Here is a 26,435-nt window from a genome sequence, read left to right as displayed (position 1 = left end):
TCTCTCCTCATGTGGAAGGTGGGTTAAACTTGTGCGTTCACAGCCTCAACGGCTTTGGTTAATACCGCTTCTGCCTGACTTACGGCATGACCGATTTTGACACGTACGACTTTTTTGTCGCCAAACCGATCCATGTCCTTCACCGTTTGATCCGCTGCAATCAGTACAAAATTCGCTGCAGCAATATCTTCTTCGGTCAACTTATTGACTTGTCCCATGGCTCCCTGCTGTTCCACTTTGATCTCATATCCCAGTTGCTGAGCTGCTTTCTCCAATGCTTTGGCGGCCATCGGGGTATGCGCGAGACCTGCGATACATGACGTTACACCTACGATTTTCATTATGACACCAATCCTTCCGTATATTGATGAAGCAACGCATATACATCTTCCGGCTGCACCGCTTCTGCGATGGCCTCTTTGAATGAATCTTCCAACAATAAGGTGGCAAGTGAAGAGATGATTTGCAGATGGGATACGTCTACATGACCTTTCGGCACAAGGATGGCAAAAATAAATTTTACCGGCTTGCCGTCATGAGATTCCCAATCAATGGGCTCCCGCAATCGAATGACCATCACTGCCGGACGTGTTACAACTTCACTCTGGGTATGGGGAATCGCAAAGTGATCCTGAAGTCCGGTGGAGTAGACACGTTCGCGTTCCCACAGATCAGCCGCAAGTTGCTGACGGTTATTCGTTATGTTGTAACGTTCCGCCTCCGCGGATATGAAATCCAATACGTCCTCTTTGCTATGCAATGTCTGATCGAGATAAATCTGATTCGTTGTAATCATGATCTCTGTCTCTCCTCCTCTCTCTATCCAAAACGATAAGCGCTTACAAGAACATTGTAACGGATTCTCTTCTGACCTTGGATCTAGAAAATTTCCCCTTCGAAGAGGAAAAACATTAGCCATATTAAAAACCCTGAGTCTAATGGACTCAGGGCAATTGCAATTGGTGTGTTACAGAGATAGCAAAAATAAATGGACGTGGGGAGCCTAAGCGGACAAACTTCAGGAACGCTGTGTCCAGCGCTGGATTCCTGATCGAAGACCGTAATATGCTGCGGCGAGCAAAATGAATCCGGCAACAGCCATGATCATGAATGTAGTATCCCATCGAACAATAGTTCCAAAAGCAACCTTGGATTGCAATGGGGTACCGGAAGAAGCGGTGTTCGTCAGATCAGGTACGTAATTCATAGTCACGATCATGCCTTGAACGACATTCCAGACTGCAAAACCGATGATGAATAACAGGGTAACCAGAACGGATTCCATCGCTAATCGTTTGTTCATGTTTGTCATTTTACCTCCTCTTCCCCATTCAATTAGACAAGAAGTGCTGCATCTCCTGTTTCAGACGATCTTTATTTGCATCCACATACTGATACAGCAGGTCGAAACTTTCTTCGTTATCGGATTGCATGCTTAAATTCGCGGCTTCCAGCTCAATCTGCTGCAATAGCTCATGAATCTGTTCCCCGTGTGTTTGCAGGCTTGTCGTGATGTCATCTTCGGACAGGCCATTCACATTATCTCGTAATTGCCCGTGCGTTACGCCGCTTTCGGACAATATCTGCTCGATCTTCTTCAGGATCACGGCATCTGCCTCATTACCAATCCGCTCCATCGCTGCTATGGTCTCACCGAGATACTGCCCGCTGGCATTCTCAAGGAAACCGGTCATACCATTCATGGACAGCTCGGTATCCAGATCGATGATTAGAATGGTATCTCGCAATACTTGTGGAAGTTCCAGCCCGTTCTCTCGAATCGTTGCAAATTCAGCCCGATAAAGGTCCATGGCAACACTCCCCACCATTTCTTCACCTGACATCTCTTCAAGCTGATCGAGTGGTAACAACTCCTGCAGTTCTTCCTGTAACTTGTTCATCTTTTCCTGCCTCCTGTATCTCTCTGTCTATATATACGCCGACACGTTATTCCATCATAGCAGAATACGATGTATAAGTTGAACTTATGGAAGTTGGTATTGTGTATCCTGTTATCAAATTTACAGGAAATATCGTCAAGTTAACATGCACTTGACCTCTGGAAAATGTTCCGCTGTTATGATCTTGGCATCACGAGTCTTGGGAGGGGTAATGATGCGCCTGGCCTTGTTCACAGACACCTATCTTCCGGAAACCAATGGTGTTGCTGGCACGCTCCACCGCTTGAGTAACCATCTGAACCGCAGAAGAATTGAACATCTGCTGTTTACGCCGAACTCCGTCATTGAAGGAAGCCATGAGACTCAAGTCAGGTCAGTTGCCAACATTCCTTTTTTTCTGTATCCCGAATGCCGCATTGCTCTACCCAACAGAGCCAACACGCACAAACAGCTACAAGCCTTTCAACCCGATCTGCTGCATATCGCCACGCCTTTTAACATGGGGCTGCTTGGCCTGAGGTATGCGCTCAAATATCATCTTCCGCATGTTGTCTCCTACCATACCCACTTTGATCGTTATCTCGAATATTACCGGTTGAAAAGCATGATTCCGCTCTACTGGAAATATATCCAATGGTTCCACCGTGCCTGTGATGCAACACTCACCCCATCGCAGGAAACGTTAAACACCCTTCAGGTCCAAGGCATTCAGCGTCTGAAGATATGGTCCCGCGGAATTGATTGCAACCTGTACTCTCCTGATAAACGCAGTTCGGATATCCGTGAACGATACCACATCACCGCTCCCCTTATTTTACTCTACGTTGGTCGCATTGCCCCGGAAAAAGATATCGCTACGCTCACGACTACCATGCTTCAATTACCCCAGGAAATGCAGTCCCGTGTACACTGGATTATTGTTGGCGACGGCCCATCTCTCCCCAAAATGCGTCTGCAAACCCCAACGAATGTCACCTTTACAGGGTATATGCATGGGGAAGAACTTGCTGTTATGTATGCTTCGGCAGATCTATTTGTATTTCCTTCCTCTACGGAGACATTTGGCAATGTGGTGCTGGAAGCGATGGCTTCAGGACTTCCTGTATTGGCGGCCAATGCTGGAGGTGTAAAGGATCTGGTATCCCACCACCGCAATGGTGTGTTGTTCGAGCCAGGTCAGGCTGATGCACTGATTCGGGAGATATGTCTCTGGGGAAATCACATCGATCAATTGAGGATGATGGGACTGGAAGGCAGAAAGCTTGCTGAGCAGCGGTCGTGGGAGCATATTTTTGATACACTGATCGGGGATTATGAGGAAGCTATCGAACATCGAAACAGACGAACGAAAGATCGAATTATTACAGCGTAGTCTGATGAAATCAGCTTCTTCCCAAAACCCATAATAACCGCCTCTGCCCTCTGTAAAGTTAAAACGGTTCGCCCGTTCAGGCTGCCACAGCATGTATACGGTGCTACGGTCAGCCTGAATAGTGGATACGCTGAGCGTTAAGGTGTGACCCCGGAGATCAGAGTGCCATTCTGATGAAGGGTTACCCTGTTCCACAAGTCATAGGTAGTTTGCGTTGGACGGAAGGAATAGTCATTATTTTCGTTAAAATTGCCCCAATTATCCTTGTGGATACGCAGCTGGATGTCTCCCGTCTGACCTCCCGCTGGCAGAGACCCTGCACCCGAAGTAAAACCAATCTCGACATAGGTATCTGCATTCGTGCCCGTGATACTTCCAATGCTGGTTGTGATGTTGGCTGCTCCGATCTGTGCCCAATCGATGACCGTATTTAACCCCTCGGAGCCATCTTTCGTGAAGTAATAACGGATCTTCAGACCACTCAGGCTGACAGCGGATGTACCATTGTTTTTGATATTAAAATAGGGTTTGATATGATTGTTCGTTGCATCGGTATCTGCCGCTCGATATTGCAGAATCAGATTCGACGTTGGCGTGGTTGTACCCGCCTGCGGTGTCGCACTCACCTGTACCGAGCTTGGGCTGCTGCCCGCGCTGTTCACGGCTTTGATTTTATAATAGTAGGTGGTTCCATTCGTCAAAGAGGTATTGGTGTAGGTTGTGCCGCTCACATTCGTGGCTACATCCGTATATGTTCCTCCGCTCGTTATTGCACGCTGTACAATATAACTCGTTGCTCCGGGAGATGCGCTCCAGTTCAGGTTTACTTGTCCGTCTCCCGCTGTGGCTATTACACCTGTCGGCGCAGCCGGGATCGAGACGACTCCCCCACCACCGTTATCTGGCACCGGCTGATATCCAGGGGTTGTATAGATCGTGTTTAATGCAGAGGTTGCCAGCGTACCGTTCGGTCCATTGACCACGGTCTGTCCCCAATCGGTCAGGGAACCTGCTGGACCGTTGTTCAGATCAAGGTATTCTACACCGCCACCGTTACCGTACCAGGACCAGGCTAACCAGCCGACTCCCTTTTGCTGTGCGTAGCTCAAGATCGTTGCTTCATCCACATCACCACTGGTGTGCTTGAATCCGAATTCGCCTACAATGACAGGTACGCCGATGGCGAGGGCGTTATCGATATTGCTTTTGACCGTTGCCGCATTACCACCCGCATATTCATACATATGAATGGAAAAGATCGTGTTCGCCAGTGGGTCCGCGTTAAACACATCCAGTCCACGATTGAAAATCGCTGTAGGGTACTGTCCCCATCCTGCAGTATCCACGACAAGCGTATTTTTGATGCCCGCCTGACGTAGTTCAGGAATCACTTGTTGATATCCATCCGCCCATACTGCGGTTTCCCATGAACCGTACCATTCATTCGCAATGTTCACGATCACGCGATCTTCCTTGCCAATCAGGGCATCCTTGATGCTGATAAAATAATCCGAGGCTTTCCGCAGTTCCGCAATGCTGTCCGACCCGGTGGCATCATGTACTTCCAGCATAACGGTTAATTGATACTGGTCACACAGCGCCAGAATCTGCTCCACATCCGCCAGTGAATCTGCCGTCCAGCGACTTCCGTTGGACAAGACAATTCGCACGGTGTTGGACCCTGTCGCAGCAATGGCCGGAATGGCCGCTTGCAGATCATTTTTGAACCAGGTATGAGCATGATTCACCCCGCGCATGACAAAAGGTGTACCTGTAGCATCCAGTAATTTGGTACCGCTTACATGAAATCCTTTGACAGGCCCGCTTGCAGCCGAAGCTGGATGAGGTGAGTACGCGATAGACACCAGCATCAATGACAGAGAGAACAGCATTGCTTTACGAAACATGTTTCCAATACGCTTCATAACAAAACCTCCTTCATGGGATGGGTTAAGCTATTCACACGGTATGTAGACACATAGAAGCCAAACAGATTAACGACATGGATTATCTCATCACTCACCTCCTGGACACTCTTAATATACTATAAAATGTCAGAAAATGATGGAATTATTTAGAATATTTTTAATGATGTATATAGAAAAAGACATGACCTCATCGAACTGGAACATGTCTTTTATTGCATACGATCTATTGGTTGAATTTACTGTATGGGACTTTGATATCTACAAATCCTTTAGCGTAGGGTGCAACCTCATAAGGATGGAATCGGATGACGATCCTTAGGCTCAAATGATATCGTTTCTTGCATTCTGTTCCATATTACCTGTGGACTGCCCTTTAGGCCTGTTCCGTTCTGAACGTTGCCAATCCAGATGTCCTCCGCTCCCGGGTGTTGTAAATAGTGCCTGAGCGTTGCTTTGATCAGAATAGACGAATGTAAGTCCAGCACCCCATCCAGTGGTATCCAGAATAACTCTCCTTCATCGGAGGGCACAAAATGTCGATGCGTAGCCTCTCCGAAATATACAAACTGCTGCCAAATCTCACCACCGTTAACTTCCAACAGAATATATCGAAGCCGAAAGTGTTCGACATCCTCTTGCTTGAACCCGGTCTCTTCTTCAATCTCCCGATAGCTGGCGCTCATGGGCGCGTTCAGTTCCCCTTGTTCCAGATGCCCGCCGATGCCACCCCAAAATTCAAAATCAAACAGTCTGCTGCCTGCCTTCTTCATCATCAGCATGTCTGAGCCATGACTCAAAAATGCTGTAGCCATCTGTCTAATCTCCATATGTTCCTCGCTTTCCAGACTGTGATTATAGGTATCTACTTGTCTAACCGTCTTCTAAAGCAGTTTCTTCAACTCACTTAGATGCTCAATCGTATGTAAAGGACCCGACGTAATGCTATCCTGCCACGGCTGGTTAACCTTCATCCAGATGGTGCTCATGCCTACGCTTGCTGCTCCTTCAATATCGTTCACCGGATGATCGCCAATGTAGATGCATTGCTCTGGGCTTAGACCGAAATGATCCAACGCCAGCCAAAATATGCGTGGATCAGGCTTTTTAACTCTGGCCTCTTCTGAAACAATAATATGGTCGTAATCCTCCCGGATACCGAGTTGATCGATTTTCCCATACTGAATATTGGTCTGCCCATTGGTAATTAACCCAGTTCGATATTTCCCCCGAAGATGCTGAACGACTTCTCGCGCCTGTTCCATCAGAACTGAACTTCTCACATACTCTCTGCCATAGAACTCCATAAGCTCCGCGTGCGGCGGATGCTCTGCCCAAGGCAGTTCATGCAACAACTCGTTGAACAACATACGTTTATCCTTATAACCATCTTCATCGAGCTCAATGATTCTTATGAGAATATCCCCCGTGGACTCAAGATGGGCAAAATAGGTTTTAATCAAACTCCGAGCGAAGCCGTCAAAGGTCATCGTTCTGTTCAGAATTGTATTGTCCAGATCAAAAATAACGGCTTTAATATGATCCATCACTCTTCCCCCCAGTTCAAGAATGTGAAACAGTCTTATTTTTTCTTTTTGTGATAGTGATAGCCCGTGCACAGCCCCTTTTGCTTGGATTTGGCTGAACAGTTATGCCCACCGTTTTTATCCAGTCTGCCTGGATGAGCATAAGCGGAAGAGGATACACCGACAAGTACGACGATAGACAGGATTACAATAACAAGCTTTTTCATAAGTCACCCTTCGATCTACACCCTATACTTTAGGGTTTAATACGTGCTATATCATTCTACATGAAAATCCACAATTGGGATATCCTTCATCTTTTTAGCCGATCCATTCTTATAAAATCTTAAATTGTTTCAATGCATGGGTGACTCCATCTTCACTTGCCCGCAGGGTGACATAATCGGCGCTTTGTTTAATCCGCTCTCCGCCATTTCCCATAGCAATTCCAATCCCCGCATATGTTAGCAGATCCACATCATTCTCCCCATCCCCAAAGGCCATCATCTCATCTCTGGTTATCTTCAGGTAGTCGAGAACTTTCCCTGCTGCTATAGATTTGCTGACTTCGCTCACTTCCAGCACATTCACTACATACGGATGGAATCTCACGAATCGTAATGAAGGAAATCTGGATTGAAATTTCTCCGTCTCTGCCTCATCCGCATATAAGCAGATGCAATATACATCCTGTTCCAGCGTACTGATTTTCTGTGGGGAATCCGCCAGTCCCAGCGTATCTCGCAATGCCTCAGCAACACGACCATCTGCTGTACACAACCCGTTCATCTCGAAGGACTCTGTAAAATATGAAATACTGTGCCCATGTAACTCAGCAAAACCACTGAATTCTCTAACCATCTGTGTAGAAAGTACAGACTTATGTATTACTTCATCGCCGGTTTTGATCAATGCTCCGTTAGCTGAAATGATCGTATTGATTCCCAGATTTCTGAATTCTTCGCATAAATTATAGGGCCTTCCTGTGACAAGTACGACTTGAATCCCTTTCCGAATCAATTCCTGGATCGACTCTGCTGTACTTGGTGATAAACTCCGATCTATTTCGCTCAGCAATGTACCGTCCACATCAAAGAACACGGCTTTAATCAAAATGTTCTTCCTCCTCTACTCCTGGTCGCTCATGGGTACGAAATGTTTCAGATCAGACTTCGTCTTGCCCTTCTTCTGTGCTTCTTCCGAAATGCGGTGAGTAAATTGCAGAACATCATTATGAGCAAAATAGATATATTCGACATCAGGCTCATCCTTGAATTTGACTATGGCAAGGGAGTGATCAAGATCGTCAGTGATATAATTTTTTTCCTTTTACTCACGTTGACCCCCTCCTTATTGATACAATTCCTCAATTAAAAAGAACAAGTACAGAATAACCTGATGCGGTCATCCTGCACTTGCTCTTGCGGTTAACGGGTCTGGACATCTTGGGTACGTCCCATATACCACAACTGAAATGATTCCGCCGTATCCAGGGGGATGTCGTGTGCCCGATGATGCAGAACAGGTTTGGCACGGTTTACCGTATGAATGGAAGCCACCCCGAACCAGCGTTGTAACACATTACGGGTGATCTGTACTTCGATGACTTTCTCACGTTTGGAGATGAAGAGTGTTGACGTGAGCGCGCCGGTACGAAGTTGAATGAAATTCTGATTCAGCATGTATCGGGTATGGAAAAAGTCCACCACTCTGCATGTTGCAATCCACACGAACAGAATCGCCGAAATCATCCACCAGGCATGCTTCTGTCCAAACACGAATGGTTTGAAATACCACAGTAAACCCGTGATCATGATCCATCCCCAACTTGGTTTGAGCAGGCGCAACCATAATGATATTCGTGGAAGTTTTTCCATCTCCTGCGTAACCCTATAGGATGGTAGAATCTCCTCAATCATGGTGTAGGCTTGCTTCACAGGCAAGAATGGATAGAGTGAGTTCACCTCTTGATCGGATTCTCCCAGACTACCTGCAGTAGTCAATTCTACTTCGGCTAATCCAAGCAGCCTTTTCATCGGAGACTGTGTAATTTTCACGGCTTGGACTCGCTCTTTCAGGATTGAAAATGACGTTTGCTCCATCATGCCCTTCGTGATATAGATCCGCTTGGCATCCGAGGTAATCTGGAAGTTTCCATATTTCACAAACGTTCTGACTATGCCCAGAGCAATAGATATGATCAATAAAACTACAATCATCAAACCGGCAATCCACCAGGAATCAAGCCAGGTTAATAACAAACTTTCCGTTACTTCTTCATCAGGGAAGAAGTCCTTCACCCAGGAATAGAGCGTACCCAGGACCGGAATCAGTACGAGAAAACTAAGTGACGTAAAGGATGCTTTCAATATGTCCTTGCGAGTGGAATGATAATGAACAACCCGTTCCTGTTTTTCTTTTACAGGTAGTGACATGACTTCATCCGTTACAATAGGTTCAGATTGCTCCTCTCCCTCTTCGATGGACTCATCTACCTCTAACGTAACATGTTCCTCTGCTGCTTCTGCTTCCTCAGCCAGATAACCCGCTACCTTTTTCTCCAGCTGTTCTGCTTCGGAAAGTGAAACAACGTGTAACTGAAAGGTAGCATCTTCTCCCTTAATTCCGGTCTCGAATCGGATCGACGTCACGCTGAACAAGCGATGAAACAGCGTCGTTTGACGATTCACATTCTGCACCTTGGTATAAGGTATCGTTCTTCGGGTACGGATGAACACACCACTGTAGATATGAAAGGCCGTATCGTCTGCTGTATAACGAGAGGTAAACCACTTCCAGATGATCGAAATCATACTGATGGAGATACCTACATAAAAGGCGATTCTTCCATAGAAGACCCATTGGGACTCTGAGCCCTGTCGAAAAACAAACAAAAACAGGACGATAGCGAACGAATTCTTCACCAGTTTCCACAAGCTCCACAGCATGGTTAATGGATGATGTCGTTTCATTTCGATCATTCATCCACCTCATTAATCCGCGCATAGGACGCAATCTGATGACGGAGTGCAAGCGCCACTTCCTCTGGCAAGGCCGGAATGTCATGCGATGAACCCATCGTGCCAACCGATACGGAATAGAGTCCATATTTTCGCATCAAAGGTCCCTGATTCGTTGTAACCGATTGCACTTTCGCCATAGGGATGATTTGATGTACCTTGGTTAGCGCCCCACGCTTCAGTTGCAGGAACTCCTCATTCACATCATAGTACCAATGCTTGTATACCCATGACGGCTGGATGAAAATATCCCACACCGCATAGAGCACAGATATGGCCGTAACGCCCCACAATATCCAACCAATCCATGTCTTCCATCCATAGATGGAGTCGAGTATTAACAGTACGGCAAGGATCAGAATGCCTATCATATTCCATATGATGGCGCTTATTCTCCACAGGTTTACCGCATGAGGGGAAAGCCGTTGCTCGGGTGTATTCCACTGGATAGACATATGTTCACTCCTTTTTTCCTTGGGATACATAAAAACACACATAATACACTGTACGAACAATCGTCCACGATCGATGCAGAAAGATAAAGAGATGACCCCTGTACAGTACAGATCGCCATCTCTATTGTTCATTTCATTTTACTATAAAATCCTGTACTTCACACAGCCATACCATATGGTCTGTTCCTTCTCCCCAATAGTTCTTCTTCACCACATAGGGTTCACCGAATTTACGTTGCCACTTCCTCTGTGCGATTCGATAGCCGCTATCCAGGCAGAATTGCTGGATTCCCAGCCGCTGCAGTTCAGTAACCAGGGCGAGAATGAGCGCCGAACCAATCCCCAGACCTTGAACCTCGGGCAAAACGTATAGGCTACCCAGCTCTCCGATATCGTTCAGCCGGCCATCTGTACATTCTCGAATCTCCTCACCACAAGGTCCATACGAGATTGTGCCCACAAGAACATCTCCCATTTTGGCGACGAGGAAAAATACACTTGCTTCCCTGTTGTGATCTGACAGCAATGCAGTGTGAATCAATGCTTTCTTATGTGTTATTTCACCCTGAATATCATCCAGAAGCGAGCCTATTCCCTCCTGATCAAATGCTGCGGGAATGGTTGTCTCGAACACCTGATACGCTCCATCTACATCTGTTCGCGTCAAAGGTTCAATAGTAATTTTGTCATCCACAGGTTCTTCTCCGTTCCATATACCTTCTTAATCTGTACGTCGCTGAATCAGTCTTCTTAGTTGATTCGAATCCTCAAGAGGAATGCTATACCCAGTGTGCGTGTCTTCCTGGTTTACTAACAGCCCTTGCATCTTGGGATCCATTCCTAATGAAAAATCATACCGTGTTATAGAGCTGTCCACATTTGTTATGCTCATCTTGTACTGTGTACCATAATCGAGAATGCCGGGCAAACGCTCAGCCTTATGTATGGCCTCCATCATGATCCGTATCTCATCAGATCGATCAAACTCAACATCTTGGCATGGTTCCAAGGTGAGGTTTGGATTACAGGTTAAGGTGATTAGCACAGGAAGCCCCTCTTCCGCATTCGGTTCATCCGGTTTGCTGCACCCTGCAATGAACGTGGAAATGACAAATACGAGCAACACTCCTACATATCTCACCATACTGCGTGCCTCCCTGACTTAGTATTAAATAGACTAGTAATGAGTAGAGAAGTAATAAATACAGTATCTAATGACTCAACTGCACTAACTATCTATAGTCATATCAAGTTACGTAACTCCGGGTCCCATGAAGACAACAAAGCGATCAGTCGTTCTACGGTCTCTTCCACAAATACTTGAACCCTCTCACCCGTAATGAACTCAGGAGTAATTCCCGGTTCTTCCCCATTAAGAAAAGAAAACGTGTGGTCCCGCCAGCGAATAATCTCATCAGCAGTTAAACGATCCGTCATGTCATAACCCGGTGAACTGTTGAGCACCTGCCATACCTCTTCGCTCCAACTTGAACCTTGATAAAGATTGAAATCGATCTGGTCCGTCTCCTGGTAATATAAACGCGCTAGTTCATCCTTCGATCTGCTATTGCCTGTATGTTGATCTACCTTGTTGACCCGTTCGACGAATTCAGGATGCACACTCCGGAACCAGTAATAGTCTGTCAGCACATGCATAAAGTATCCTCGCACAAACCACTTCCATCCTTCATCGAGGAGTTGTTGCATATACGATGAGTAGAGTTCCTGAAGTCGTCCAGCGTAATCTCCTTCGTCCTCCGGATTGAAGTGGGTATACTGCTTATCATCTCTGGTTGTACCTTCGCGCATATGTATGGAATCCGGGGCGATGTTCCCCAGATAGAATGAACCTCGATCAGCCTGCATTTGCAGCGAGTCTGCAATCAGATTAGCAATATTGAGATGAACCATGGGTAACGGCATAGAGTTGATCTCCTTTGATCGGGAAGTATTCTACTATACTTAGGAAAAGAAACGATATAACCTACTGGTGCAACGTACAGGTCACTGGAATAGTGAGACTCCGCTATGTTCCAGCTTTTTTCACCGTGTAATATGTGACTATCCCTGAATTCTCTCCAATTGCATCCAGTCAAACAATTGCTCCAGATCCGTATGGTACTCCGGCTGTTCCTTTGCGAGCAGACTAATATATTCCGACCCACACTCATAGAATACCAGACGATTGAACGGAGCTGTATCTCCAAAATGATTGCTTTCCTGTCCGAATTTTGCCCGAATTAGATTCTCAACATACCTTGCGTAACCTTCGTTCCACTCCAGCCAGCTCCAGTACTCGGCTTGTTCTTCATTTAATGAACGGAACAACGCCTTTCTAGCTGTTTGTATTTCCGTTAGGTCTTTACTCTTCAAAGCAGACAACAATGAGTTAATCCGCTCCACAACGATTTCATCTTCATACGGAAACTCATAATCCAGTTCCCATGTTACGCGCTTCAGTTGGTCCATTTTATGCTTAATCTGGAGACGGCTCACGATCCGCTCATCATATTTCTCATATACATAACAATGAACATATTCGTGGAACAGATAGACTTTCTGCTCCAGATCTTTGAACGCTGCGTCCGTTACGATCGCACACATTCGTCCGTTCATATGATGCACCGGCATTGCGGCAAGGCATTCATCTGGAATATATAAATCGTCCGGTACCGTCTTTACCCATTCATATTGCTGCGTTTTGGACGAATAATCATAGATATATAATAAAGCTTCATAGGCTACAACCACTGGATAATGTTCTGCAAACAAAGGATGTAGGCTAACCAAGTCCTTCTGAAGCTCGTTTAACTCGTTAATTTGCTCTAAAAAAGCATCCATGTCATGAACCTCTCTTTACTGGAATGATGCGTTAATCATACTAGATCAGGAAAGATAAAACACTGAGAGAAAAATGATAATTCTGTTCGAGTGTGAGATGGTGAACGTTAAAAACGCTCTCCCATCTAAACTTTTATGATTTGGTCAAGATTCCCTGATCCACGGATTTCTGAATAAGCTGCTGCGCATACTCCCACAATGTTTCGGAACCGTTCGCAATCTCACGGTTTCTGTTTAATACCTGATCACTTGTAATGTTATATTTCTGCCATGTATCTCCCTCATTCTGATGATTGTGGATAAGAGGCTGCAGCCGATCGAGAGATGAGGCAAATTGTGCTTCAGGAGTCTGCTTTGCTTCAAACTCTAACCATAATTGGAGTAGTTCTTCAGCCTGTTCCTTAGGCAACATACCAAACAGCCGATGAGCCGCTTTGAGTTCACGATCATATTTATCCGTATTCCCCACCGTATCGTAGGCAAAAGTATCTCCGGCATCAATTTCGACCAGATCATGAACGAGAAGCATCTTCATGACTTTAAGAATATCCACATCCTTGTTGGCGTGACTCTGTAAAACCAAAGCCATCATCGCCAGATGCCAGGAATGCTCCGCGTCATTTTCAAGTCTCTCACCATGCATAATTCTCGTCTTTCGTTCAATCGTTTTTAGTTTATCAATCTCAATGAGAAATTGAATCTGATCCTGTAATGATTCGCTCACAGCACATCCTCCTTCATATCCGAAATCAAATCGTATATTCATAGATTCTCGTCTCTTCATCATCAAACAGATATCCTTTACCGATATAGGCCCAGTTATTTTTTTCATAATAATCAGTCAAATCAGTACACAAATACAGCTTGTCATACCCTTTTGCTTTCACCTCATTCAATGCATGGGTCTGGAGTTGTCCACCCAGGTTCTGTCCCCGATATTCTGGATCAATATGAAGACACGCAAACCATGGAAAGAGATCCTGTCTGCTATTCAGATCGCTTCTTAATAATGCGTACCCACCGATAATTCGTTCTCCATCCAGCATCACATAAAATCTTGGCACATCACTCTCTGTCTCCACAGAACGCTCTATACAATCCCGATAGAAGTGGAAGCTTGATTCCGAGCCCCATTGTTTCCAGAAATACTGTACTGCCTCTTGCAGTACGTCCGGCTTCTGCCGAATATCAAAAATTTGCAAAATGTTAATCTCCCTTCGCGCTTTTTACTTTCGTATATGATCAGGTGTCCAATTCAACGTTCAGTTCACGCACAAAAACAGCTGTCCCCTTTATTCTGACATCCATATCCTCACCATCCCGAATCACACTCACTTGAACCTTTCCATCTCTTCCAATCTCATGTCCTTGCTCTACCACAAACTGTACCTCATCGATCTCCGGTTTCACATAAGTTAAATAATAAGCCCCCATCACACCCGAGGCTGTTCCAGTCACTGGATCTTCCGTCGTACCTGAGTAAGGTGAAGAGAAATGTCTGGCATGCATCATCGCATCGGAATCACGGGTTTCGAAACAAAAGGGATGTAGGGAAGCTTTGGGATTCTCAATTAAAATTCCTGGGAACAGGGAAGAATCCGGTTTCATTTTCATAAAAGAGTTCAGTTCACGAATCGGGATTAATAACGTCCAGGTTCCTGTACTTCCATAAACGATTGGAGTAGAAAGGTCTACATCATCCAGAGTGAGGTTTATGGCGTTCACCAGCTTCTCGATATCACCCTGGAATGGTATAAACTGCGGCTGATCCTGTTTCATTTCCATGTAAATGGTGTCGGCATTGCGCTCAAATCGTATAGGTAATATACCTACATTGGTTTCAATCGTGATTAACTCTTTGTCACCCAACATACCACGCGTCTTCAAACCATACAGTGATGCCATTGTGGCATGACCACACAGATTAATCTCATGACCCGGCGTAAAATAACGTAATCTGACGTCAGCTATTTCAGAGTTCAACACAAATACCGTCTCATTAAATCCAACCTTATAAGCGATCTGCTGCATCGCCGTCTCACTGAAATGATCAGCATCAAAAACCACTCCTGCAGGATTACCTTGGCCAGGAAGTGTGGAGAACGCATCATAATGATAGACCGTAATATTACTCATCAACAGACCCACTCTCTCTGTAATCTATGAGACGCACATTTCCATATAACTCTACGCTCTCACCATCAATTACAACACCGCCACCATCTTCGCACGCATAAACCGTTGTACGGTTAACGCGCGTATACTCTCTTAATGAATTCAGGGTATATTCCGAACCATCCCAATGCGGTGCAAACTCAAAGTCAACAAGCCCCAGTGCTTTCATATCTTTCAGATCTACATTGTTTTCATCAGCATCTTCCCCATATCCCGCTATATCTATGGTAGGTGTAGTCAGAATACTGCCTGCGCTGACCCCGATCAGAATGCCGCCACCTTCCACATAGGACCGCAGTAAACCGAGCACATTTCTCTTCTGTAATAAACTTAGAAAATAAAACGTATTTCCTCCGGATAGATGAATCGCATCACATTCGAAAATAGAGCCAAATGTATTCTCCTCATACTCCATATCGAGATCATAATAATGCATAGTATCGATACCTAATCGGTTGTAGTAACGTCTGGTGTGCTCAACATATTTCCGCTCCGGATCAGAACATGAAGGAATATAGCCGATGGAAGGCTGTCCACTGTTGAATAAGCTTCGTATTCTCTGATCCAATTTATCGTTAGATTCGAATACCAAATCACTTAGCAGAACCAACGTAGTCATCTGATTTCCTCCCCCACCTATTAGACTGGCTTAAACTCTCTATCCAAAATCGAGAAAAAATACTGGTCTGTCCACTGATTGTTCCACCATAGTTCTTCCCTGAAGACGGCTTCTCGTGACATACCCACATGCTGCATCAGTGCGGCTGAGCGAACGTTTTGTGAATTGCACATGCCAACGACCTTATGAGCTTGTAACTCTTGAAACGCAAATTGTAGCAAAAGTCGGGTAGCTTCACTCCCGTATCCTCTACCTGAACATTCCGAAAGTACTGCGAATCCAAGTTCCCAGCTTTTTCGGTAATCCACATAACTCCACATTTGAACGATACCGATGGGTGTGTCCTCCGGATCATTCAAGCGGCGTATAACGAAATCATAGGCATACGGTTTCTCATCTGTGACAGCAAAATGGTTGCGATATTTCTCACAGACCTTTTCCTCATCCGTTTCAACAGTTTCCTCAAAGCTCCATATATTTGTGTCACATTCAAGTTGACATATGAAGTCGAGGTCCTGCTCTGTGACTGTTGTTATTCTTACCTTCTCTCCCACGAATTCCATGTGAATTCATCCCCTTTGGATTATGCCATCTTTCCCATAGACTACTGCATCTGCCCATTAATATATCTTCTGTGACTTGCAGATGCTTCCTGAACCCACAAATCCAACTCCACTCTACTAATAAAAAAATTATCCTGAACCTTAATGAACGGAAACATTCTCCCATCAAAGAAACCTGACACCGTAAAGCTCCCTTGCTCAGCCTTAATAATACTCATCACCTGTTCTTCAGTCATACTCAGATATTCGGCAGTTTCTTGAATCGTCATTAATGCTTTATCAATAGGTACATCTTGCTCTGCTGCCTGAGTCAGTTCACTATTTCTCTCCTGAGTCGTTAGCAATATACAGCCAATAATAAACGAGATACCTAAAATGACACTGGCTAAGAGTATAGCGAACGGAATAGATTTCATTGTTTAGGAATCTCCCACTCTGTATTAGGCAAACCTCTACCAATGTTCCATTTGGCGAGCAAAGCCCTCTGTCTGTTCTCCAGATCAAGATAGGGTGCTGCAACACAGGATAGCGTGTCGAACATATGGATAAAATGAGGCCCTTCCTTGAAACGTCGAAGCCCACCGTATTCTTCATCATCCGCTGCCCATACAATCTTTTTAATCCCCGACATTAAAATGGTACAAGAGCACATGGGACAAGGCTCACAGGTAGTATAAAGCGTCAAGTCTTTCTTCTTCGTGAATCTCTTCTTCTCTACATCCAGCAAATGTTTTCCTGCCCGACGAATGGCATCCACCTCAGCATGTGCGGTGGGGTCGCAATCAGAGAAGACTCGGTTCCGGCCTTTACTCACGACATTCCCATCCATATCCACGATTATCGCACCAATCGGATACGTCCCTTCGATAAGTGATTGTTCTGCTTCTTCCAGAGCCAAAGTTAGATAGTCATAATCCGATAACTTCATTGAAAATCCCCCTAAGTGCAGTTATAGTCGCTTATAAAACTGATTACGTCACGACAAGGCTCAATATCCATAAACCGGGTTACATCGGGTTCAGCGAAATGTTCATATACAACCTGCCGATCCGCTAGGGTTAACTCTCTGAGGTACAATTGTACAGTCTCTACATTAGGAAAATGAGTCATGATGGGATCTCCTTTAATCATTAAAAGTTCCTGATTGTGTAATGCCCTGCTTCACCAAGAAAATCACTTTTGGTTAACCCTTTTTCTCCGAGTAAAATCCTGTAGTTCGATATCGTACCGTCATGTGAAATGATAAAGGTATTGCCACTCTGTTTCCTGCACCATTCAAGAAGCTGTTCAGCTAATATCTTGAATCGACGTGCATCCATCTGATTAATACTTTCTTCCCAACAATCCAATCCCAATTCAACCATTCTTATGTCAGTATACTGATTGCTGAGTTCTTCCTTCGTATAGATCTGATCGCAGACGAAAGGAACAAACTCCGAATTCTGAGGAAACATTCTTGGGCCAACCAGCGGGCTGAAGAACGCAAGATTTTTATTAGGGATTAGAAGGAGTGCTGTTTCAATCGTACGTTTCGTTGGACTAATCAAAATGACGTCTTCAGGCGCAAAAACCACTTGTTTACGTAACGCTATAACCTGACTTTTCCCCAACTCAGTTAGGCCGGGGTGCAGGCAATTTAATTGGTAAGGGTAATCCATCAAGTGTTCACCATGACCATGACGAATAAATGTAATGTCCATAAGCCCTCTATTCCTCAATATAATATTGGATGAACTTCACATCATGAAGGTTAGTCAATACCTGCCACACGAAAGTTGAATTTGTTGTTTTGCTGCTCATACGATATATTTTTGTTTTCTGAATTACTCATCTCGCTGACCATCCATCGGACAATCCATCCATGAATCCCATGATGAATGACGGAATGATGAGTACGAGTAATAAAATTAAACTGGCTATGCCCCATCTAACCAATGATTTACGTTTGGTTTTTGCACCGATAACTAACAATAGAGCCGTTACAACAATGAATACTATTTCAAAAAACGCCATGAAAATAAACCTCCGTTATGTATTATGATGAGCAATTTTCATATATGTTCTGACCTGTTCTGCAAACTGAACTGCTTCCGTCTCAGTTTCAAAAGATCGTTTTGGAATCACATGCGCACTTGCCTTATTAATGAAAATAAAGAAATAGTCTTTTGTCTCATTGAAGCTCTCCAGACCTTTCCACTGCGTTGCACCTGAAGTCATATCATTGCTCCAGCGAATCTCCTGCTCTGAGATTTCAAGTTGATGATCACCCAGTATCCCCTTGCTCTCACGTGCCAATTTCTTAATTTTCTTTTTGGTTCTTATGTACGTCATAACATTGGCAAATGTACTGCAGAGCAGCGCAGCAATAATGGCTTGTACCCAGGAAAAATCTAATTGTCTAAATATTATGGCAATAGCCACAGGCAGCACACATACAGCGATCAGCACGCCTTTCCCATACAGTTTAAACATCGCAAATTTGTTCATTTGCCAGTAATCTTCTTCTGTCAGATGAATACGCATCATGTTACTAATTCCCTCCACTTGTATAATCTATCAATTCACTCATAAATCTTGCCCATATCTATGATCTGAGCACATCTCTTCCATGGGTTATCCCGCTTCTCGTAATGGAGTAATCCATCTACCGACTCTTGCCCCCACTCGGCTGCCGCTTCCAAAAATGAGTCTAAGCTCAAATAACGTTTTTTTCATGTTGTTTTATTCACCAGCTCTCGATGATCCTAGCACCGTACGATTATTACAGAATCTTTTCTAGTTTGCGCCTACAAACCTCTAGGTCATAATCCGAATTATCCAGCCATACCTTATCCATCTGAATTAAGCCATAGATCTCGGACTCCAGCTTCTTTCTTTCCTGCAAAACCTGTACCGTACCCTTAACACCCTGATAACCCTGTGCCTGCCCCAAACCCTGGTTCGTATAATAATTAATGAATCCCTCTGACCATTCTTTTGGTCTTTCACTGACCGCCTTATCAAAGGTATAGGATATATCTTTCTGGTCGATATAGATGAGAAGCGGATTCAGAGCATGAATGATACGCCCAAGTCCCAATACATACTGCACGTTCTGCTCTTTGGATTGATTGCATTTTACAAGACCCATGGTTAGTGGATTCTGGATAAAACAACACTCAAATATCGTGATGCAGTCATCATTCGTGCTTAACACGTTTTGGGTGAAATCTCGCCACTTCTCGGTGATCAGCTTAACATTTTGCTCAAAAGGAATTTCGTAAATATCTCGGCTGAAAATATCCTGTACAATGTGATCGGGAAGCTCTATTCCCAATTGTTCTTTCATCTTACGGTATGGGATCAGAAAACCTTGATCATAGGCAATCGCATTACTTTCGAGAACTTCTCTGTAATCTTCATGCTTGCTCAATAAAGCCTCGAAGTCTCCAGCATGATAAAAAGCAACGCCTTCGTAATCAGCAGGGTGATCCAGGTTCCCTTCTTGGAATAGTTGTGCCTCCTTGCCTTGTCCTATCAGGATTTCGGATACCATTTTGGCAACCGTTGACTTGCCTGAACCCGGTAATCCTTCAATCAGTATTAATTGCCTAGCCATCATTACATCACCCTTTATTTTGTGTGAAGATATGGATCTTCCATGTGTCAGACACTATGTTATTAATCAATATCTGCAATAACCCATTGCGCAGAATCGCCATCTTCTTTCTTTTTCCAAAACACCATCGTAATGCTATACTCTTCGTCGTTCTCTTTTAACTCGTTAACCATCACCACTGCCTGATAGAGCTTCCTTTGCTCCTGTATGGTTATGTCGCTCATAGAAGTAACCTTGAGAACTTTGTATCTTCCCATACCTGATATAGGAGCTTGAGGATCAACAAGACTCATATATCGCTTTTCATCCCTTTCGTATAAATAACGCATACGGGCATTCATAAGTTTGACGATCTCCAATTTGTCACCGGTATAGTTTGTTTCATCGAGATACTCTGGTGGGATGTCTTCCTTCTCTTGGGATGTCGATATTTCTTCATCTTGTTGTGTCTCTTTTTCTGTGACACTTTGAGCCGAGTAATTCTATTGATTGCTGTGCATCTTCAGTGTTTCCCTTGTTCTGACAGGCCACCAGAAGTACAAACAATAATGAAACTACGGTTAACTTTTTCATAATCAGCCCTCCATTTAATCATGGATAACACTCCCCTGGTAAAGACCTTAATGCCTTATATTTAGAACGAAGACTTCCTATGTATGTAAAATTTTCTCTCAAGGTACATCATAACCCATAATGTGGAATTTGCGAATAATCGAAGTAAACCATCTCTGTTTCTATCGCTTTTCACGCAAAAAACACGCTTCTCTGCACGAGTTACATCATGCAAAGAGCGTGGTTATCAGCAGGACTTTTTGGTTGAGAGTATGTTCATATATCAAACACTATAATATCGCTTATAATCCGAGACCCATTCCGTTTTGGAGAAATCAACAAAATCATACGGCTCGCACTGTTGAAGGTAAAGCAACTCCTTGTGCGCCTGTTCCCCGTCCATATTTTCCAGGTAAAACAATGTCTCCTCATACCCTGCACCACATAATAATTGCACATCAATATAACTGCTCGTATCCTGATTCTTTTGTTTGGCCTGCCAGATCAGTTCAGTGTCCTCTACATTTCCGATACAGAACAACATGATGCACAACAGTTTCAGAACTTCGTTATCCGCTGAGTTTCGGTTCTCCATCTCTTGGTGAAGCAGCTGTCGGATGGCCTCCCAGTATACCTCGTCAGGTTCCACCCCGTACAGCTCCAGCAGTTCTTCCTCGTTCATACGTATACACCTTGCCTACTTCAGAATGTTGTTTAACTCTTCCGCTTTTTTCCTGCTATCCATTCTAGCATAAAAATAAAAAGCGATGACGTGCAGCACGATAGATAACAACCACATGCCGGGGAACCAGGGAGCGATGAACTGGAACATGTCTACCGAGAATAACCATACCATCGCCATACCTCCTGCAATATTGAATGTGGAAGAAATGACGATATTCCATACCGGTTTTAACGTAAAATAGTTCCACAGCATGTTATACATCATTCCAAACAACACAGCTGCTATGAAAGCAATACCCGCTATATTCCATAAATAGGACATCTGAATGGGCAGATCACCAAAGAATATTGTTGCCAAAAGCGTGATCCATAGCGTCATTATAGTAAATACTTGAAAAAAAGAATGTCTAAGTTGAGTCATCATGATAATTTCCCCCTAAAGTTTTTAATATAAAATCGACTGACAAAGTAACTGGAGCTATCGCTCAGATCTACCTTAATCCGAGCATGGTCTGTTGCAGAGAATGCGGTGATGTACCGCGTATTGATGATCGTTTGATTATTGATTTTCACAAAATGAACGTCATCCAGATCCTCTTCTACAAATTTTAAACGTTTGTTGAGCAAGTATCTCTCGCCTGTAATTACACGTACACAACACATTCGATCCTCTGACTCAATGGCGACCACTGAGCTCAGTTGGATCTGTATATTGCGATTATTCTTGGCATGAATGACCGTTAGTTGGGTTTCCGACTGGCCGATCGCTTTCTGAATCCGATCCCACTTCGACTTCTCCGCAGGATGAGTTATGACCTTAGCCACCCTTTTATCAATTGCTGTGTCCTCTTCAAAAATGACTTTCATGTGCTGCCCCTCCTCTCACAACTCATATTACAAGCATAGTTATGACAATCCCACTGTATTGCGTTTTGTTGCATGATTTTGCAGGTTTGTTGCATCGGCATTACGTAGACAATAAAAAAACCACTCCATAGGAGCAGTTCTTTTATGTACTCATCCAGAGTATTCGAGGCATGAGCTATTCTTTTTTATCAAGGGCTGCCTTAACCTACTCAACCTCCAGATACATCTCCTGATTTTGCAGGATCATCTTGTTCATGTGTGTTATAGCTGCTTGTGCCACAGTCTGATAGGTAGCATACAATGCCTCTGTTCTCTGGAGCAGGATTGGGTCCTTCTCCAGATCCGTTGCTAGCACCTCACGCCACTCTTCACCCATTTTATTTTTGTCCGTAATGAGACTTTCAATCTGGTCCAATACAGTCACCAGCTTATCTATACAAAAAAAGTGTATTCCTTTTTTAATGCCATGCCAACTCTTGATCTCAATGATGTTATATGCCGAAAACCAATAAAACTCTGCCAGACTCTTCGTGTGATTGTGATAGGAATAGAACAGAAATAAAGCTTGTTGCCCTTCATGTAACTTTCGGTATATCTCTGTTTTGGCTGCCATATCTCTGCCCCGTACCGAAACAAGCATCGGTTCAATACACAGCCAGCTAAGTTGCTTTGAATATATATCTTCTGGTCGAAGTTTAACCTTCATAACATGCTCCTTTCTTTTCACCACTTTAAGGATTCTCTGGTGCTTCCACTGCCGGGTCATTCTCTCCGCCCATTCTGCGTCTGGATGTCTCCATCCCGCCTGTCGAAGGCACATGTTCAGACGCTTTAGCTAATCCGAATTTTGGCATGTTGGCGTATATGGTCTCGAAGGAACCTGACTGAGCTTTGTATGTTTCATGATAGATCCCTACAGTTCCATCGGAACCAATGGATCGGTTGAATTTTTTCCAAGCTTCCAAGTGTAATCCGCCCCGTGCGTATTTCTCCAATTCATCGTAAGAACGCCAGTATTGTAGTAGCGTCACCCCACGCCAGCTAATAAAATACTCTGTACTCAGAAATCCGGTCTCCGGATTCATATAGAGTTCTTTAATCATCGGACCCATGGACTTTAAGACAGGCAGCCATTTATGGATAGCCCACAGACGATTGATCCTCATTCCAATGATAAAAACAACAAATTCTCCATCAATCTGAGCTGAGTATCTTCCCTTATATATGTTCGGCACGTCACCCCTCCTTCTCGTCAAAAACATTCGATTTCATCGGATCTGGACGACCCTTCCTATCCGCTCATAGGCATCCATGGGGAAATCAAAACTCCACCGTTTGTGATATTCCTCCGGTACCATTTCCTTCATTTTGCTTAGTTCTCTGTAGAACAGCTTGGTCAACTTGACCAAAGTTAACTCCTCGGACATAAGTAAATGGCCCTCTGTGACGGCTTCCATGCTAAAGTTATCACTCATCTCATACACCATGAATTGAACGATTACCTGCGAACGTTTCTTGATCCGGAATCGATATTCTCCAGGTTCGGTCTGGATGGTCATGGTTACCTCCGTGGCTCCATTGCCGTCCTCCTCTATGCGATTCTATGATGTAAGATTAACTGGAGACCATGGATGCCAATCTTTCGTACGCCCCTGTCAAGAAAACCCACTTTCATATATAACTGTTGTGCCGCAATATTCCCTTCATTTACAGCTAAAATAATCTCATTGATCTCCGGATGGAGCTGGAGAACAAATTCAGGCAATGCCTTCATTGCTGCCTTCGCATACCCGTTTCCTTGGTGTTCCATCGATATGGATAGTGCGCGTATCAGTATGGTATGAGACGCATCTTTATCTTCAACGTATTCAGAATTTTTATGTAATATAAAGAATCCAACAGGTTTCTCTTCATGAAGGATAACCATCGGATCTTTGTCCGGATTTTGAATCGCTTCCTCAATCACATCCGCAGGCATTGCAGTAAACTGAAGCTGATCTCCTTTTAGAGCGAAATCATCCAAATCTTGGTCATATTGCTCATGATAAAGAGCCAAACGAATTGAGTTTTCCATTTCCGAACACCGCTCCTTTCAATATAGTTATCTTCTAATAAGTCAGGTAATAAAAGTGCCGCACTCTTGGGACAATTCTTCATCAGATCAGATAGTTCTATTATTGTTTTCTGCACCATGCTATTTCCTTTCACGTAAATCTTTATACACATTCCATTTTGTATACAATTGTTTTAGCGCTAACTCTGTTGTATGTATGAACTCTTGCATAGCTTCCATGGATAAAATATTTAAGTCACCCAAGGGTTCGTTGTCAGGGTTAGCTAAAAACTCAAGTTTCTCTCCCCTGTACTGATACACCTCAGATTCCAGCAATCCGCCTAAATCAAATGCTCTTCCCGCTTTCAGCTCAGTTAACCATTCATGGGCACTAGTCCATTTTCGTAAAATCATAAATTCAAGCTTTGTGACATCCTGTGTATACACACTTCTTCCGTTGGGGTGGACTTCATATGCAGGATAAATATCGAATGTCCACACCCGATCCGTATAGATATGGGCGATGTAACCACACAGATATTGCAGGAATTTGGGATCACTATAAGCTAACTTCTTGTTGAACTCAAAAAATTCTTTAAGTTCTTCGTCTGTTGCGAATCTTCCTGCCTCTGGCATGAGGTGGGTTTTTGCCTTTTCGGTACGAAGATTAGTTCTTACATGGATAGAATCAGGAGCGAGGCTTCCCAATAACAATTCAGGGGATGGATCTGATCTCAATTCCGATGCAATTGCAAAATGAACCATAGGCCAAGGCATTTAAAAACTCCTTTCTTTATTGAAATATGAAATGCGGGTGAGCACTAAGCTTTTAAAACTTATATCCCAAAATGCACAATGCATTTTCCATTTACCTCAGCATACTTTGCCATGTTCGCAAGCTTATGTAATTCGTTGATTAATTCAACTTTGTTGTACACAAGTTTCTCGTAACAGCCCTTCTGTTCTTCTCCATCAAAACAGTAACTCCCTGTTAGAACAATCGGATCCGCCGCATGGCTGAATAGATCAATCCAGGCCCGAATCAGTTGATGAAACTTCAATAAAGCATCCCGCTCTTCAATAACGGTTATTCCATAGTTGTTCAGTCCACTACATCTCATACAGGTGGATGGATTCCATGTATCCAACCAACAAAGAGAATCATAGATGTACGCAATGAACTCGTCTTCCAAGGTCGCATGATTTTCTGTGGTTAATCCACTTCCATGTAGTCTCCCTTGTGAATCCCATGAGTAGGAGGTATGAATATTCCCGTCTACTTGCGATTTGTTTTCGATAACAAAATGATGATTCGGCAATACCCGCACCTCCGTTACACTTACCCATTCTTCAATATCTATTCAATCCTCTTAATTCATCATAACCCATGTATTGGTAAATGGAAATTGAAAAAGATCCTATCCACCTCCTAATTTAGGAGAAGCAAAATAGGACCTTGATAAAAACTTCCTTACATTCATAAAATCCTTCGTCTACTCAGAAATGCTGTTTCTTCTTCTCGGTACCTCTCCATTAACTCATTGGTCACATGATCATGCCTCAGTATTATCCAATACAAATATTATTTCTCTCTTCCACGCACAAAAGTCTGAGACAAAATCCGGTGGCTGCCAGCGATGTTGTCAATCTCAATGCTATATTCAGACTCGGTATATTCAATCTGATGCTGCTCATAATATTTTTTCCAGAACGAGACCGCTGCTGCATTGTTAGCAAGCTGTTCTACTTTGAATGTACCCTGAAATTGAGCAAACACCAAGTCAATCGCTTGTGCTGCAAGGCCCATTCCACGATATTTTTTGACCAGGAACAACTCCTGAACCGTATAATCCACATCTTCTGGCACATATGGGGGTGAGCACACCAGTACGAATCCAATAACTTTCCCATCATATTGAATCAAAAATGGATGTAATTCATCGCGTTCCAGATAGAGATACGTGTTCGTTGGATCATATTTCCCCTCTTCAAGTAGATCCTCGCCAGAAAATTCAGACAGATCATATAAATACAAGTTGTACAGGTTGAGAAACAATTCCTTTTGTTGTGCCAAAATACTCTTAATTTGTACATTCATCTCCATTGCACATCTCCCTTAAGTTAATGAGTTGGTTAGTGATCCATACATGACTTTGCCGATATCCACAGCGAGCTTGCTGTGCCCTGTTCTCAATATATCCTTTCAACCACAGCAGATATAGGCAAAGTTTGATTAAAATCGTGAAGTAACCTTAACTGTCGTAGTGAGATGTACATTTGTGCA

41 protein-coding genes are annotated in these 26,435 nt (G+C 43.8%); 1 reads left to right on the top strand and 40 read right to left on the bottom strand.

The genetic code is table 11. The features are described from left to right. Window positions 1-23: 23 nt before the first annotated feature. The 4 genes from AC1S8V_RS08350 to AC1S8V_RS08335 form a co-directional block, all read right to left on the bottom strand. A complete protein-coding gene (locus tag AC1S8V_RS08350) occupies window positions 24-341 on the bottom strand; it encodes a PTS fructose transporter subunit IIB (protein WP_105408018.1) in 318 nt (105 codons plus the stop codon). Beyond that, complete coding sequence (locus AC1S8V_RS08345) at window positions 341-796, bottom strand: PTS sugar transporter subunit IIA (protein WP_482073233.1); 456 nt, start codon at window positions 794-796, stop codon at window positions 341-343. Before AC1S8V_RS08345 ends, AC1S8V_RS08350 begins: the two co-directional genes overlap by 1 nt. Before the next feature lie 222 nt (window positions 797-1,018). After that, window positions 1,019-1,303: a hypothetical protein gene (locus AC1S8V_RS08340; protein ID WP_482073232.1), complete on the bottom strand. Its 285-nt coding sequence runs from the start codon at window positions 1,301-1,303 to the stop codon at window positions 1,019-1,021. 28 nt (window positions 1,304-1,331) lie between these two features. Further along, on the bottom strand, window positions 1,332-1,901 hold the full coding sequence (locus AC1S8V_RS08335) for a DMP19 family protein (RefSeq protein ID WP_482073231.1): 570 nt from the start codon (window positions 1,899-1,901) through the stop codon (window positions 1,332-1,334). A gap of 211 nt (window positions 1,902-2,112) precedes the next feature. Here AC1S8V_RS08335 and AC1S8V_RS08330 point away from each other — a divergent pair, with 211 nt between their 5' ends. Continuing rightward, a complete protein-coding gene (locus AC1S8V_RS08330) occupies window positions 2,113-3,273 on the top strand; it encodes a glycosyltransferase family 4 protein (RefSeq protein ID WP_482073230.1) in 1,161 nt (386 codons plus the stop codon). Between the two features lie 137 nt (window positions 3,274-3,410). On the opposite strand, the gene AC1S8V_RS08325 is transcribed toward AC1S8V_RS08330, so the two are convergent. From AC1S8V_RS08325 to AC1S8V_RS08150, 36 genes are all read right to left on the bottom strand, one after another. After that, window positions 3,411-5,198, bottom strand: a complete 1,788-nt coding sequence (locus AC1S8V_RS08325; RefSeq protein ID WP_482073229.1) for a cellulose binding domain-containing protein — start codon at window positions 5,196-5,198, stop codon at window positions 3,411-3,413. Between the two features lie 226 nt (window positions 5,199-5,424). Then, window positions 5,425-5,526 (bottom strand): RsiV family protein, encoded by a 102-nt coding sequence (locus AC1S8V_RS08320; protein ID WP_482073228.1) that lies wholly within the window; start codon window positions 5,524-5,526, stop codon window positions 5,425-5,427. Next, window positions 5,489-6,013, bottom strand: coding sequence for an NUDIX domain-containing protein (locus AC1S8V_RS08315; protein ID WP_482073227.1), 525 nt, complete (start codon window positions 6,011-6,013; stop codon window positions 5,489-5,491). The genes AC1S8V_RS08320 and AC1S8V_RS08315 overlap by 38 nt, the downstream gene beginning before the upstream one ends. Window positions 6,014-6,082: 69 nt before the next feature. Beyond that, on the bottom strand, window positions 6,083-6,745 hold the full coding sequence (locus AC1S8V_RS08310) for an HAD family hydrolase (RefSeq protein WP_482073226.1): 663 nt from the start codon (window positions 6,743-6,745) through the stop codon (window positions 6,083-6,085). 35 nt (window positions 6,746-6,780) lie between these two features. Continuing rightward, window positions 6,781-6,951, bottom strand: coding sequence for a YHYH domain-containing protein (locus AC1S8V_RS08305; RefSeq protein WP_482073225.1), 171 nt, complete (start codon window positions 6,949-6,951; stop codon window positions 6,781-6,783). Window positions 6,952-7,060: 109 nt separating this feature from the next. Next, on the bottom strand, window positions 7,061-7,837 hold the full coding sequence (locus tag AC1S8V_RS08300; protein WP_482073224.1) for a Cof-type HAD-IIB family hydrolase: 777 nt from the start codon (window positions 7,835-7,837) through the stop codon (window positions 7,061-7,063). A gap of 314 nt (window positions 7,838-8,151) precedes the next feature. Next, on the bottom strand, window positions 8,152-9,705 hold the full coding sequence (locus AC1S8V_RS08295; RefSeq protein WP_482073223.1) for a PH domain-containing protein: 1,554 nt from the start codon (window positions 9,703-9,705) through the stop codon (window positions 8,152-8,154). Further along, a complete protein-coding gene (locus AC1S8V_RS08290) occupies window positions 9,702-10,199 on the bottom strand; it encodes a PH domain-containing protein (RefSeq protein ID WP_482073222.1) in 498 nt (165 codons plus the stop codon). Before AC1S8V_RS08290 ends, AC1S8V_RS08295 begins: the two co-directional genes overlap by 4 nt. A 133-nt stretch (window positions 10,200-10,332) precedes the next feature. Further along, window positions 10,333-10,893, bottom strand: coding sequence for a GNAT family N-acetyltransferase (locus AC1S8V_RS08285; protein WP_482073221.1), 561 nt, complete (start codon window positions 10,891-10,893; stop codon window positions 10,333-10,335). 27 nt (window positions 10,894-10,920) lie between these two features. Beyond that, entirely contained in the window at window positions 10,921-11,343 is a 423-nt protein-coding gene (locus AC1S8V_RS08280; RefSeq protein ID WP_482073220.1) for a YhfM domain-containing protein, read from the bottom strand. Window positions 11,344-11,441: 98 nt separating this feature from the next. Next, window positions 11,442-12,122, bottom strand: a complete 681-nt coding sequence (locus tag AC1S8V_RS08275; RefSeq protein ID WP_482073219.1) for a zinc dependent phospholipase C family protein — start codon at window positions 12,120-12,122, stop codon at window positions 11,442-11,444. A gap of 138 nt (window positions 12,123-12,260) precedes the next feature. Then, on the bottom strand, window positions 12,261-13,040 hold the full coding sequence (locus tag AC1S8V_RS08270; RefSeq protein WP_482073218.1) for a hypothetical protein: 780 nt from the start codon (window positions 13,038-13,040) through the stop codon (window positions 12,261-12,263). A gap of 133 nt (window positions 13,041-13,173) precedes the next feature. Beyond that, complete coding sequence (locus tag AC1S8V_RS08265; protein WP_482073217.1) at window positions 13,174-13,764, bottom strand: HD domain-containing protein; 591 nt, start codon at window positions 13,762-13,764, stop codon at window positions 13,174-13,176. Window positions 13,765-13,789: 25 nt separating this feature from the next. Beyond that, on the bottom strand, window positions 13,790-14,242 hold the full coding sequence (locus tag AC1S8V_RS08260; protein WP_482073216.1) for a GNAT family N-acetyltransferase: 453 nt from the start codon (window positions 14,240-14,242) through the stop codon (window positions 13,790-13,792). Window positions 14,243-14,282: 40 nt separating this feature from the next. Further along, window positions 14,283-15,176 carry a PhzF family phenazine biosynthesis isomerase gene (locus AC1S8V_RS08255; protein WP_482073215.1) on the bottom strand — a complete coding sequence of 298 codons (894 nt, stop codon included), beginning with the start codon at window positions 15,174-15,176 and terminating at the stop codon, window positions 14,283-14,285. Further along, a complete protein-coding gene (locus tag AC1S8V_RS08250) occupies window positions 15,169-15,834 on the bottom strand; it encodes a Type 1 glutamine amidotransferase-like domain-containing protein (RefSeq protein ID WP_482073214.1) in 666 nt (221 codons plus the stop codon). Before AC1S8V_RS08250 ends, AC1S8V_RS08255 begins: the two co-directional genes overlap by 8 nt. A 20-nt stretch (window positions 15,835-15,854) precedes the next feature. Further along, window positions 15,855-16,397, bottom strand: a complete 543-nt coding sequence (locus tag AC1S8V_RS08245) for a GNAT family N-acetyltransferase (RefSeq protein WP_482073213.1) — start codon at window positions 16,395-16,397, stop codon at window positions 15,855-15,857. 41 nt (window positions 16,398-16,438) lie between these two features. Further along, window positions 16,439-16,813 (bottom strand): hypothetical protein, encoded by a 375-nt coding sequence (locus tag AC1S8V_RS08240; protein ID WP_482073212.1) that lies wholly within the window; start codon window positions 16,811-16,813, stop codon window positions 16,439-16,441. Next, window positions 16,810-17,325, bottom strand: a complete 516-nt coding sequence (locus AC1S8V_RS08235; RefSeq protein ID WP_482073211.1) for a nucleoside deaminase — start codon at window positions 17,323-17,325, stop codon at window positions 16,810-16,812. The genes AC1S8V_RS08240 and AC1S8V_RS08235 overlap by 4 nt, the downstream gene beginning before the upstream one ends. 11 nt (window positions 17,326-17,336) lie before the next feature. After that, complete coding sequence (locus AC1S8V_RS08230) at window positions 17,337-17,507, bottom strand: hypothetical protein (RefSeq protein WP_482073210.1); 171 nt, start codon at window positions 17,505-17,507, stop codon at window positions 17,337-17,339. Between the two features lie 20 nt (window positions 17,508-17,527). Further along, window positions 17,528-18,097, bottom strand: a complete 570-nt coding sequence (locus AC1S8V_RS08225; protein WP_482073209.1) for a phosphoglycerate mutase family protein — start codon at window positions 18,095-18,097, stop codon at window positions 17,528-17,530. Window positions 18,098-18,224: 127 nt separating this feature from the next. Further along, window positions 18,225-18,410 (bottom strand): hypothetical protein, encoded by a 186-nt coding sequence (locus AC1S8V_RS08220; protein WP_482073208.1) that lies wholly within the window; start codon window positions 18,408-18,410, stop codon window positions 18,225-18,227. A gap of 15 nt (window positions 18,411-18,425) precedes the next feature. After that, window positions 18,426-18,923 carry a YcxB family protein gene (locus tag AC1S8V_RS08215; RefSeq protein ID WP_482073207.1) on the bottom strand — a complete coding sequence of 166 codons (498 nt, stop codon included), beginning with the start codon at window positions 18,921-18,923 and terminating at the stop codon, window positions 18,426-18,428. A gap of 35 nt (window positions 18,924-18,958) precedes the next feature. Beyond that, window positions 18,959-19,096, bottom strand: coding sequence for a hypothetical protein (locus AC1S8V_RS08210; protein WP_482073206.1), 138 nt, complete (start codon window positions 19,094-19,096; stop codon window positions 18,959-18,961). A 62-nt stretch (window positions 19,097-19,158) separates the two neighbouring features. Continuing rightward, window positions 19,159-19,998 (bottom strand): P-loop NTPase family protein, encoded by an 840-nt coding sequence (locus tag AC1S8V_RS08205; RefSeq protein ID WP_482073205.1) that lies wholly within the window; start codon window positions 19,996-19,998, stop codon window positions 19,159-19,161. Between the two features lie 59 nt (window positions 19,999-20,057). Then, window positions 20,058-20,336 (bottom strand): hypothetical protein, encoded by a 279-nt coding sequence (locus AC1S8V_RS08200; protein ID WP_482073204.1) that lies wholly within the window; start codon window positions 20,334-20,336, stop codon window positions 20,058-20,060. A gap of 494 nt (window positions 20,337-20,830) precedes the next feature. Further along, on the bottom strand, window positions 20,831-21,229 hold the full coding sequence (locus AC1S8V_RS08195) for a hypothetical protein (protein WP_482073203.1): 399 nt from the start codon (window positions 21,227-21,229) through the stop codon (window positions 20,831-20,833). Window positions 21,230-21,244: 15 nt separating this feature from the next. Continuing rightward, complete coding sequence (locus AC1S8V_RS08190; RefSeq protein ID WP_482073202.1) at window positions 21,245-21,655, bottom strand: hypothetical protein; 411 nt, start codon at window positions 21,653-21,655, stop codon at window positions 21,245-21,247. Next, entirely contained in the window at window positions 21,652-22,098 is a 447-nt protein-coding gene (locus tag AC1S8V_RS08185) for a LytTR family DNA-binding domain-containing protein (protein ID WP_482073201.1), read from the bottom strand. The genes AC1S8V_RS08190 and AC1S8V_RS08185 overlap by 4 nt, the downstream gene beginning before the upstream one ends. 205 nt (window positions 22,099-22,303) lie before the next feature. Beyond that, entirely contained in the window at window positions 22,304-22,804 is a 501-nt protein-coding gene (locus AC1S8V_RS08180) for a hypothetical protein (protein ID WP_482073200.1), read from the bottom strand. A gap of 25 nt (window positions 22,805-22,829) precedes the next feature. Beyond that, a complete protein-coding gene (locus AC1S8V_RS08175; protein ID WP_482073199.1) occupies window positions 22,830-23,333 on the bottom strand; it encodes a DUF4188 domain-containing protein in 504 nt (167 codons plus the stop codon). A 33-nt stretch (window positions 23,334-23,366) separates the two neighbouring features. Continuing rightward, window positions 23,367-23,657 carry a hypothetical protein gene (locus tag AC1S8V_RS08170; RefSeq protein ID WP_482073198.1) on the bottom strand — a complete coding sequence of 97 codons (291 nt, stop codon included), beginning with the start codon at window positions 23,655-23,657 and terminating at the stop codon, window positions 23,367-23,369. Between the two features lie 32 nt (window positions 23,658-23,689). Continuing rightward, window positions 23,690-24,172, bottom strand: a complete 483-nt coding sequence (locus AC1S8V_RS08165; protein WP_482073197.1) for a GNAT family N-acetyltransferase — start codon at window positions 24,170-24,172, stop codon at window positions 23,690-23,692. A 120-nt stretch (window positions 24,173-24,292) separates the two neighbouring features. Next, window positions 24,293-24,928: a hypothetical protein gene (locus AC1S8V_RS08160; protein WP_482073196.1), complete on the bottom strand. Its 636-nt coding sequence runs from the start codon at window positions 24,926-24,928 to the stop codon at window positions 24,293-24,295. A gap of 59 nt (window positions 24,929-24,987) precedes the next feature. Then, window positions 24,988-25,470, bottom strand: a complete 483-nt coding sequence (locus tag AC1S8V_RS08155; protein ID WP_482073195.1) for a hypothetical protein — start codon at window positions 25,468-25,470, stop codon at window positions 24,988-24,990. A gap of 263 nt (window positions 25,471-25,733) precedes the next feature. After that, window positions 25,734-26,255, bottom strand: coding sequence for a GNAT family N-acetyltransferase (locus tag AC1S8V_RS08150; protein ID WP_482073194.1), 522 nt, complete (start codon window positions 26,253-26,255; stop codon window positions 25,734-25,736). Between the last annotated feature and the right edge of the window lie 180 nt (window positions 26,256-26,435).

The organism is Paenibacillus sp. B46(2026) (assembly GCF_056786355.1).
Note: the sequence above shows the minus strand (reverse complement) of the source record. Positions and strands in the feature narration are given on the sequence as shown.

Bases quoted from the DNA above. Each gene is read 5' to 3' on its own strand.
- AC1S8V_RS08160 (WP_482073196.1), bottom strand. From the start codon at position 24,928: ATGCCTTGGCCTATGGTTCATTTTGCAATTGCATCGGAATTGAGATCA.
- AC1S8V_RS08165 (WP_482073197.1), bottom strand. From the start codon at position 24,172: ATGGAAAACTCAATTCGTTTGGCTCTTTATCATGAGCAATATGACCAA.
- AC1S8V_RS08340 (WP_482073232.1), bottom strand. From the start codon at position 1,303: ATGAACAAACGATTAGCGATGGAATCCGTTCTGGTTACCCTGTTATTC.
- AC1S8V_RS08190 (WP_482073202.1), bottom strand. From the start codon at position 21,655: ATGATGACTCAACTTAGACATTCTTTTTTTCAAGTATTTACTATAATG.
- AC1S8V_RS08310 (WP_482073226.1), bottom strand. From the start codon at position 6,745: ATGGATCATATTAAAGCCGTTATTTTTGATCTGGACAATACAATTCTG.
- AC1S8V_RS08185 (WP_482073201.1), bottom strand. From the start codon at position 22,098: ATGAAAGTCATTTTTGAAGAGGACACAGCAATTGATAAAAGGGTGGCT.
- AC1S8V_RS08325 (WP_482073229.1), bottom strand. From the start codon at position 5,198: ATGAAGCGTATTGGAAACATGTTTCGTAAAGCAATGCTGTTCTCTCTG.
- AC1S8V_RS08245 (WP_482073213.1), bottom strand. From the start codon at position 16,397: ATGGAATTCGTGGGAGAGAAGGTAAGAATAACAACAGTCACAGAGCAG.
- AC1S8V_RS08215 (WP_482073207.1), bottom strand. From the start codon at position 18,923: ATGATGCGTATTCATCTGACAGAAGAAGATTACTGGCAAATGAACAAA.
- AC1S8V_RS08345 (WP_482073233.1), bottom strand. From the start codon at position 796: ATGATTACAACGAATCAGATTTATCTCGATCAGACATTGCATAGCAAA.
- AC1S8V_RS08205 (WP_482073205.1), bottom strand. From the start codon at position 19,998: ATGATGGCTAGGCAATTAATACTGATTGAAGGATTACCGGGTTCAGGC.
- AC1S8V_RS08335 (WP_482073231.1), bottom strand. From the start codon at position 1,901: ATGAACAAGTTACAGGAAGAACTGCAGGAGTTGTTACCACTCGATCAG.
- AC1S8V_RS08225 (WP_482073209.1), bottom strand. From the start codon at position 18,097: ATGGACATTACATTTATTCGTCATGGTCATGGTGAACACTTGATGGAT.
- AC1S8V_RS08195 (WP_482073203.1), bottom strand. From the start codon at position 21,229: ATGAACGAGGAAGAACTGCTGGAGCTGTACGGGGTGGAACCTGACGAG.
- AC1S8V_RS08350 (WP_105408018.1), bottom strand. From the start codon at position 341: ATGAAAATCGTAGGTGTAACGTCATGTATCGCAGGTCTCGCGCATACC.
- AC1S8V_RS08230 (WP_482073210.1), bottom strand. From the start codon at position 17,507: ATGACTCATTTTCCTAATGTAGAGACTGTACAATTGTACCTCAGAGAG.
- AC1S8V_RS08240 (WP_482073212.1), bottom strand. From the start codon at position 16,813: ATGAAATCTATTCCGTTCGCTATACTCTTAGCCAGTGTCATTTTAGGT.
- AC1S8V_RS08290 (WP_482073222.1), bottom strand. From the start codon at position 10,199: ATGTCTATCCAGTGGAATACACCCGAGCAACGGCTTTCCCCTCATGCG.
- AC1S8V_RS08280 (WP_482073220.1), bottom strand. From the start codon at position 11,343: ATGGTGAGATATGTAGGAGTGTTGCTCGTATTTGTCATTTCCACGTTC.
- AC1S8V_RS08275 (WP_482073219.1), bottom strand. From the start codon at position 12,122: ATGCCGTTACCCATGGTTCATCTCAATATTGCTAATCTGATTGCAGAC.
- AC1S8V_RS08315 (WP_482073227.1), bottom strand. From the start codon at position 6,013: ATGGCTACAGCATTTTTGAGTCATGGCTCAGACATGCTGATGATGAAG.
- AC1S8V_RS08180 (WP_482073200.1), bottom strand. From the start codon at position 22,804: ATGAAGGTTAAACTTCGACCAGAAGATATATATTCAAAGCAACTTAGC.
- AC1S8V_RS08270 (WP_482073218.1), bottom strand. From the start codon at position 13,040: ATGGATGCTTTTTTAGAGCAAATTAACGAGTTAAACGAGCTTCAGAAG.
- AC1S8V_RS08170 (WP_482073198.1), bottom strand. From the start codon at position 23,657: ATGACCATCCAGACCGAACCTGGAGAATATCGATTCCGGATCAAGAAA.
- AC1S8V_RS08200 (WP_482073204.1), bottom strand. From the start codon at position 20,336: ATGAATGCCCGTATGCGTTATTTATACGAAAGGGATGAAAAGCGATAT.
- AC1S8V_RS08330 (WP_482073230.1), top strand. From the start codon at position 2,113: ATGATGCGCCTGGCCTTGTTCACAGACACCTATCTTCCGGAAACCAAT.
- AC1S8V_RS08255 (WP_482073215.1), bottom strand. From the start codon at position 15,176: ATGAGTAATATTACGGTCTATCATTATGATGCGTTCTCCACACTTCCT.
- AC1S8V_RS08295 (WP_482073223.1), bottom strand. From the start codon at position 9,705: ATGATCGAAATGAAACGACATCATCCATTAACCATGCTGTGGAGCTTG.
- AC1S8V_RS08220 (WP_482073208.1), bottom strand. From the start codon at position 18,410: ATGGCGTTTTTTGAAATAGTATTCATTGTTGTAACGGCTCTATTGTTA.
- AC1S8V_RS08250 (WP_482073214.1), bottom strand. From the start codon at position 15,834: ATGACTACGTTGGTTCTGCTAAGTGATTTGGTATTCGAATCTAACGAT.
- AC1S8V_RS08305 (WP_482073225.1), bottom strand. From the start codon at position 6,951: ATGAAAAAGCTTGTTATTGTAATCCTGTCTATCGTCGTACTTGTCGGT.
- AC1S8V_RS08235 (WP_482073211.1), bottom strand. From the start codon at position 17,325: ATGAAGTTATCGGATTATGACTATCTAACTTTGGCTCTGGAAGAAGCA.
- AC1S8V_RS08150 (WP_482073194.1), bottom strand. From the start codon at position 26,255: ATGGAGATGAATGTACAAATTAAGAGTATTTTGGCACAACAAAAGGAA.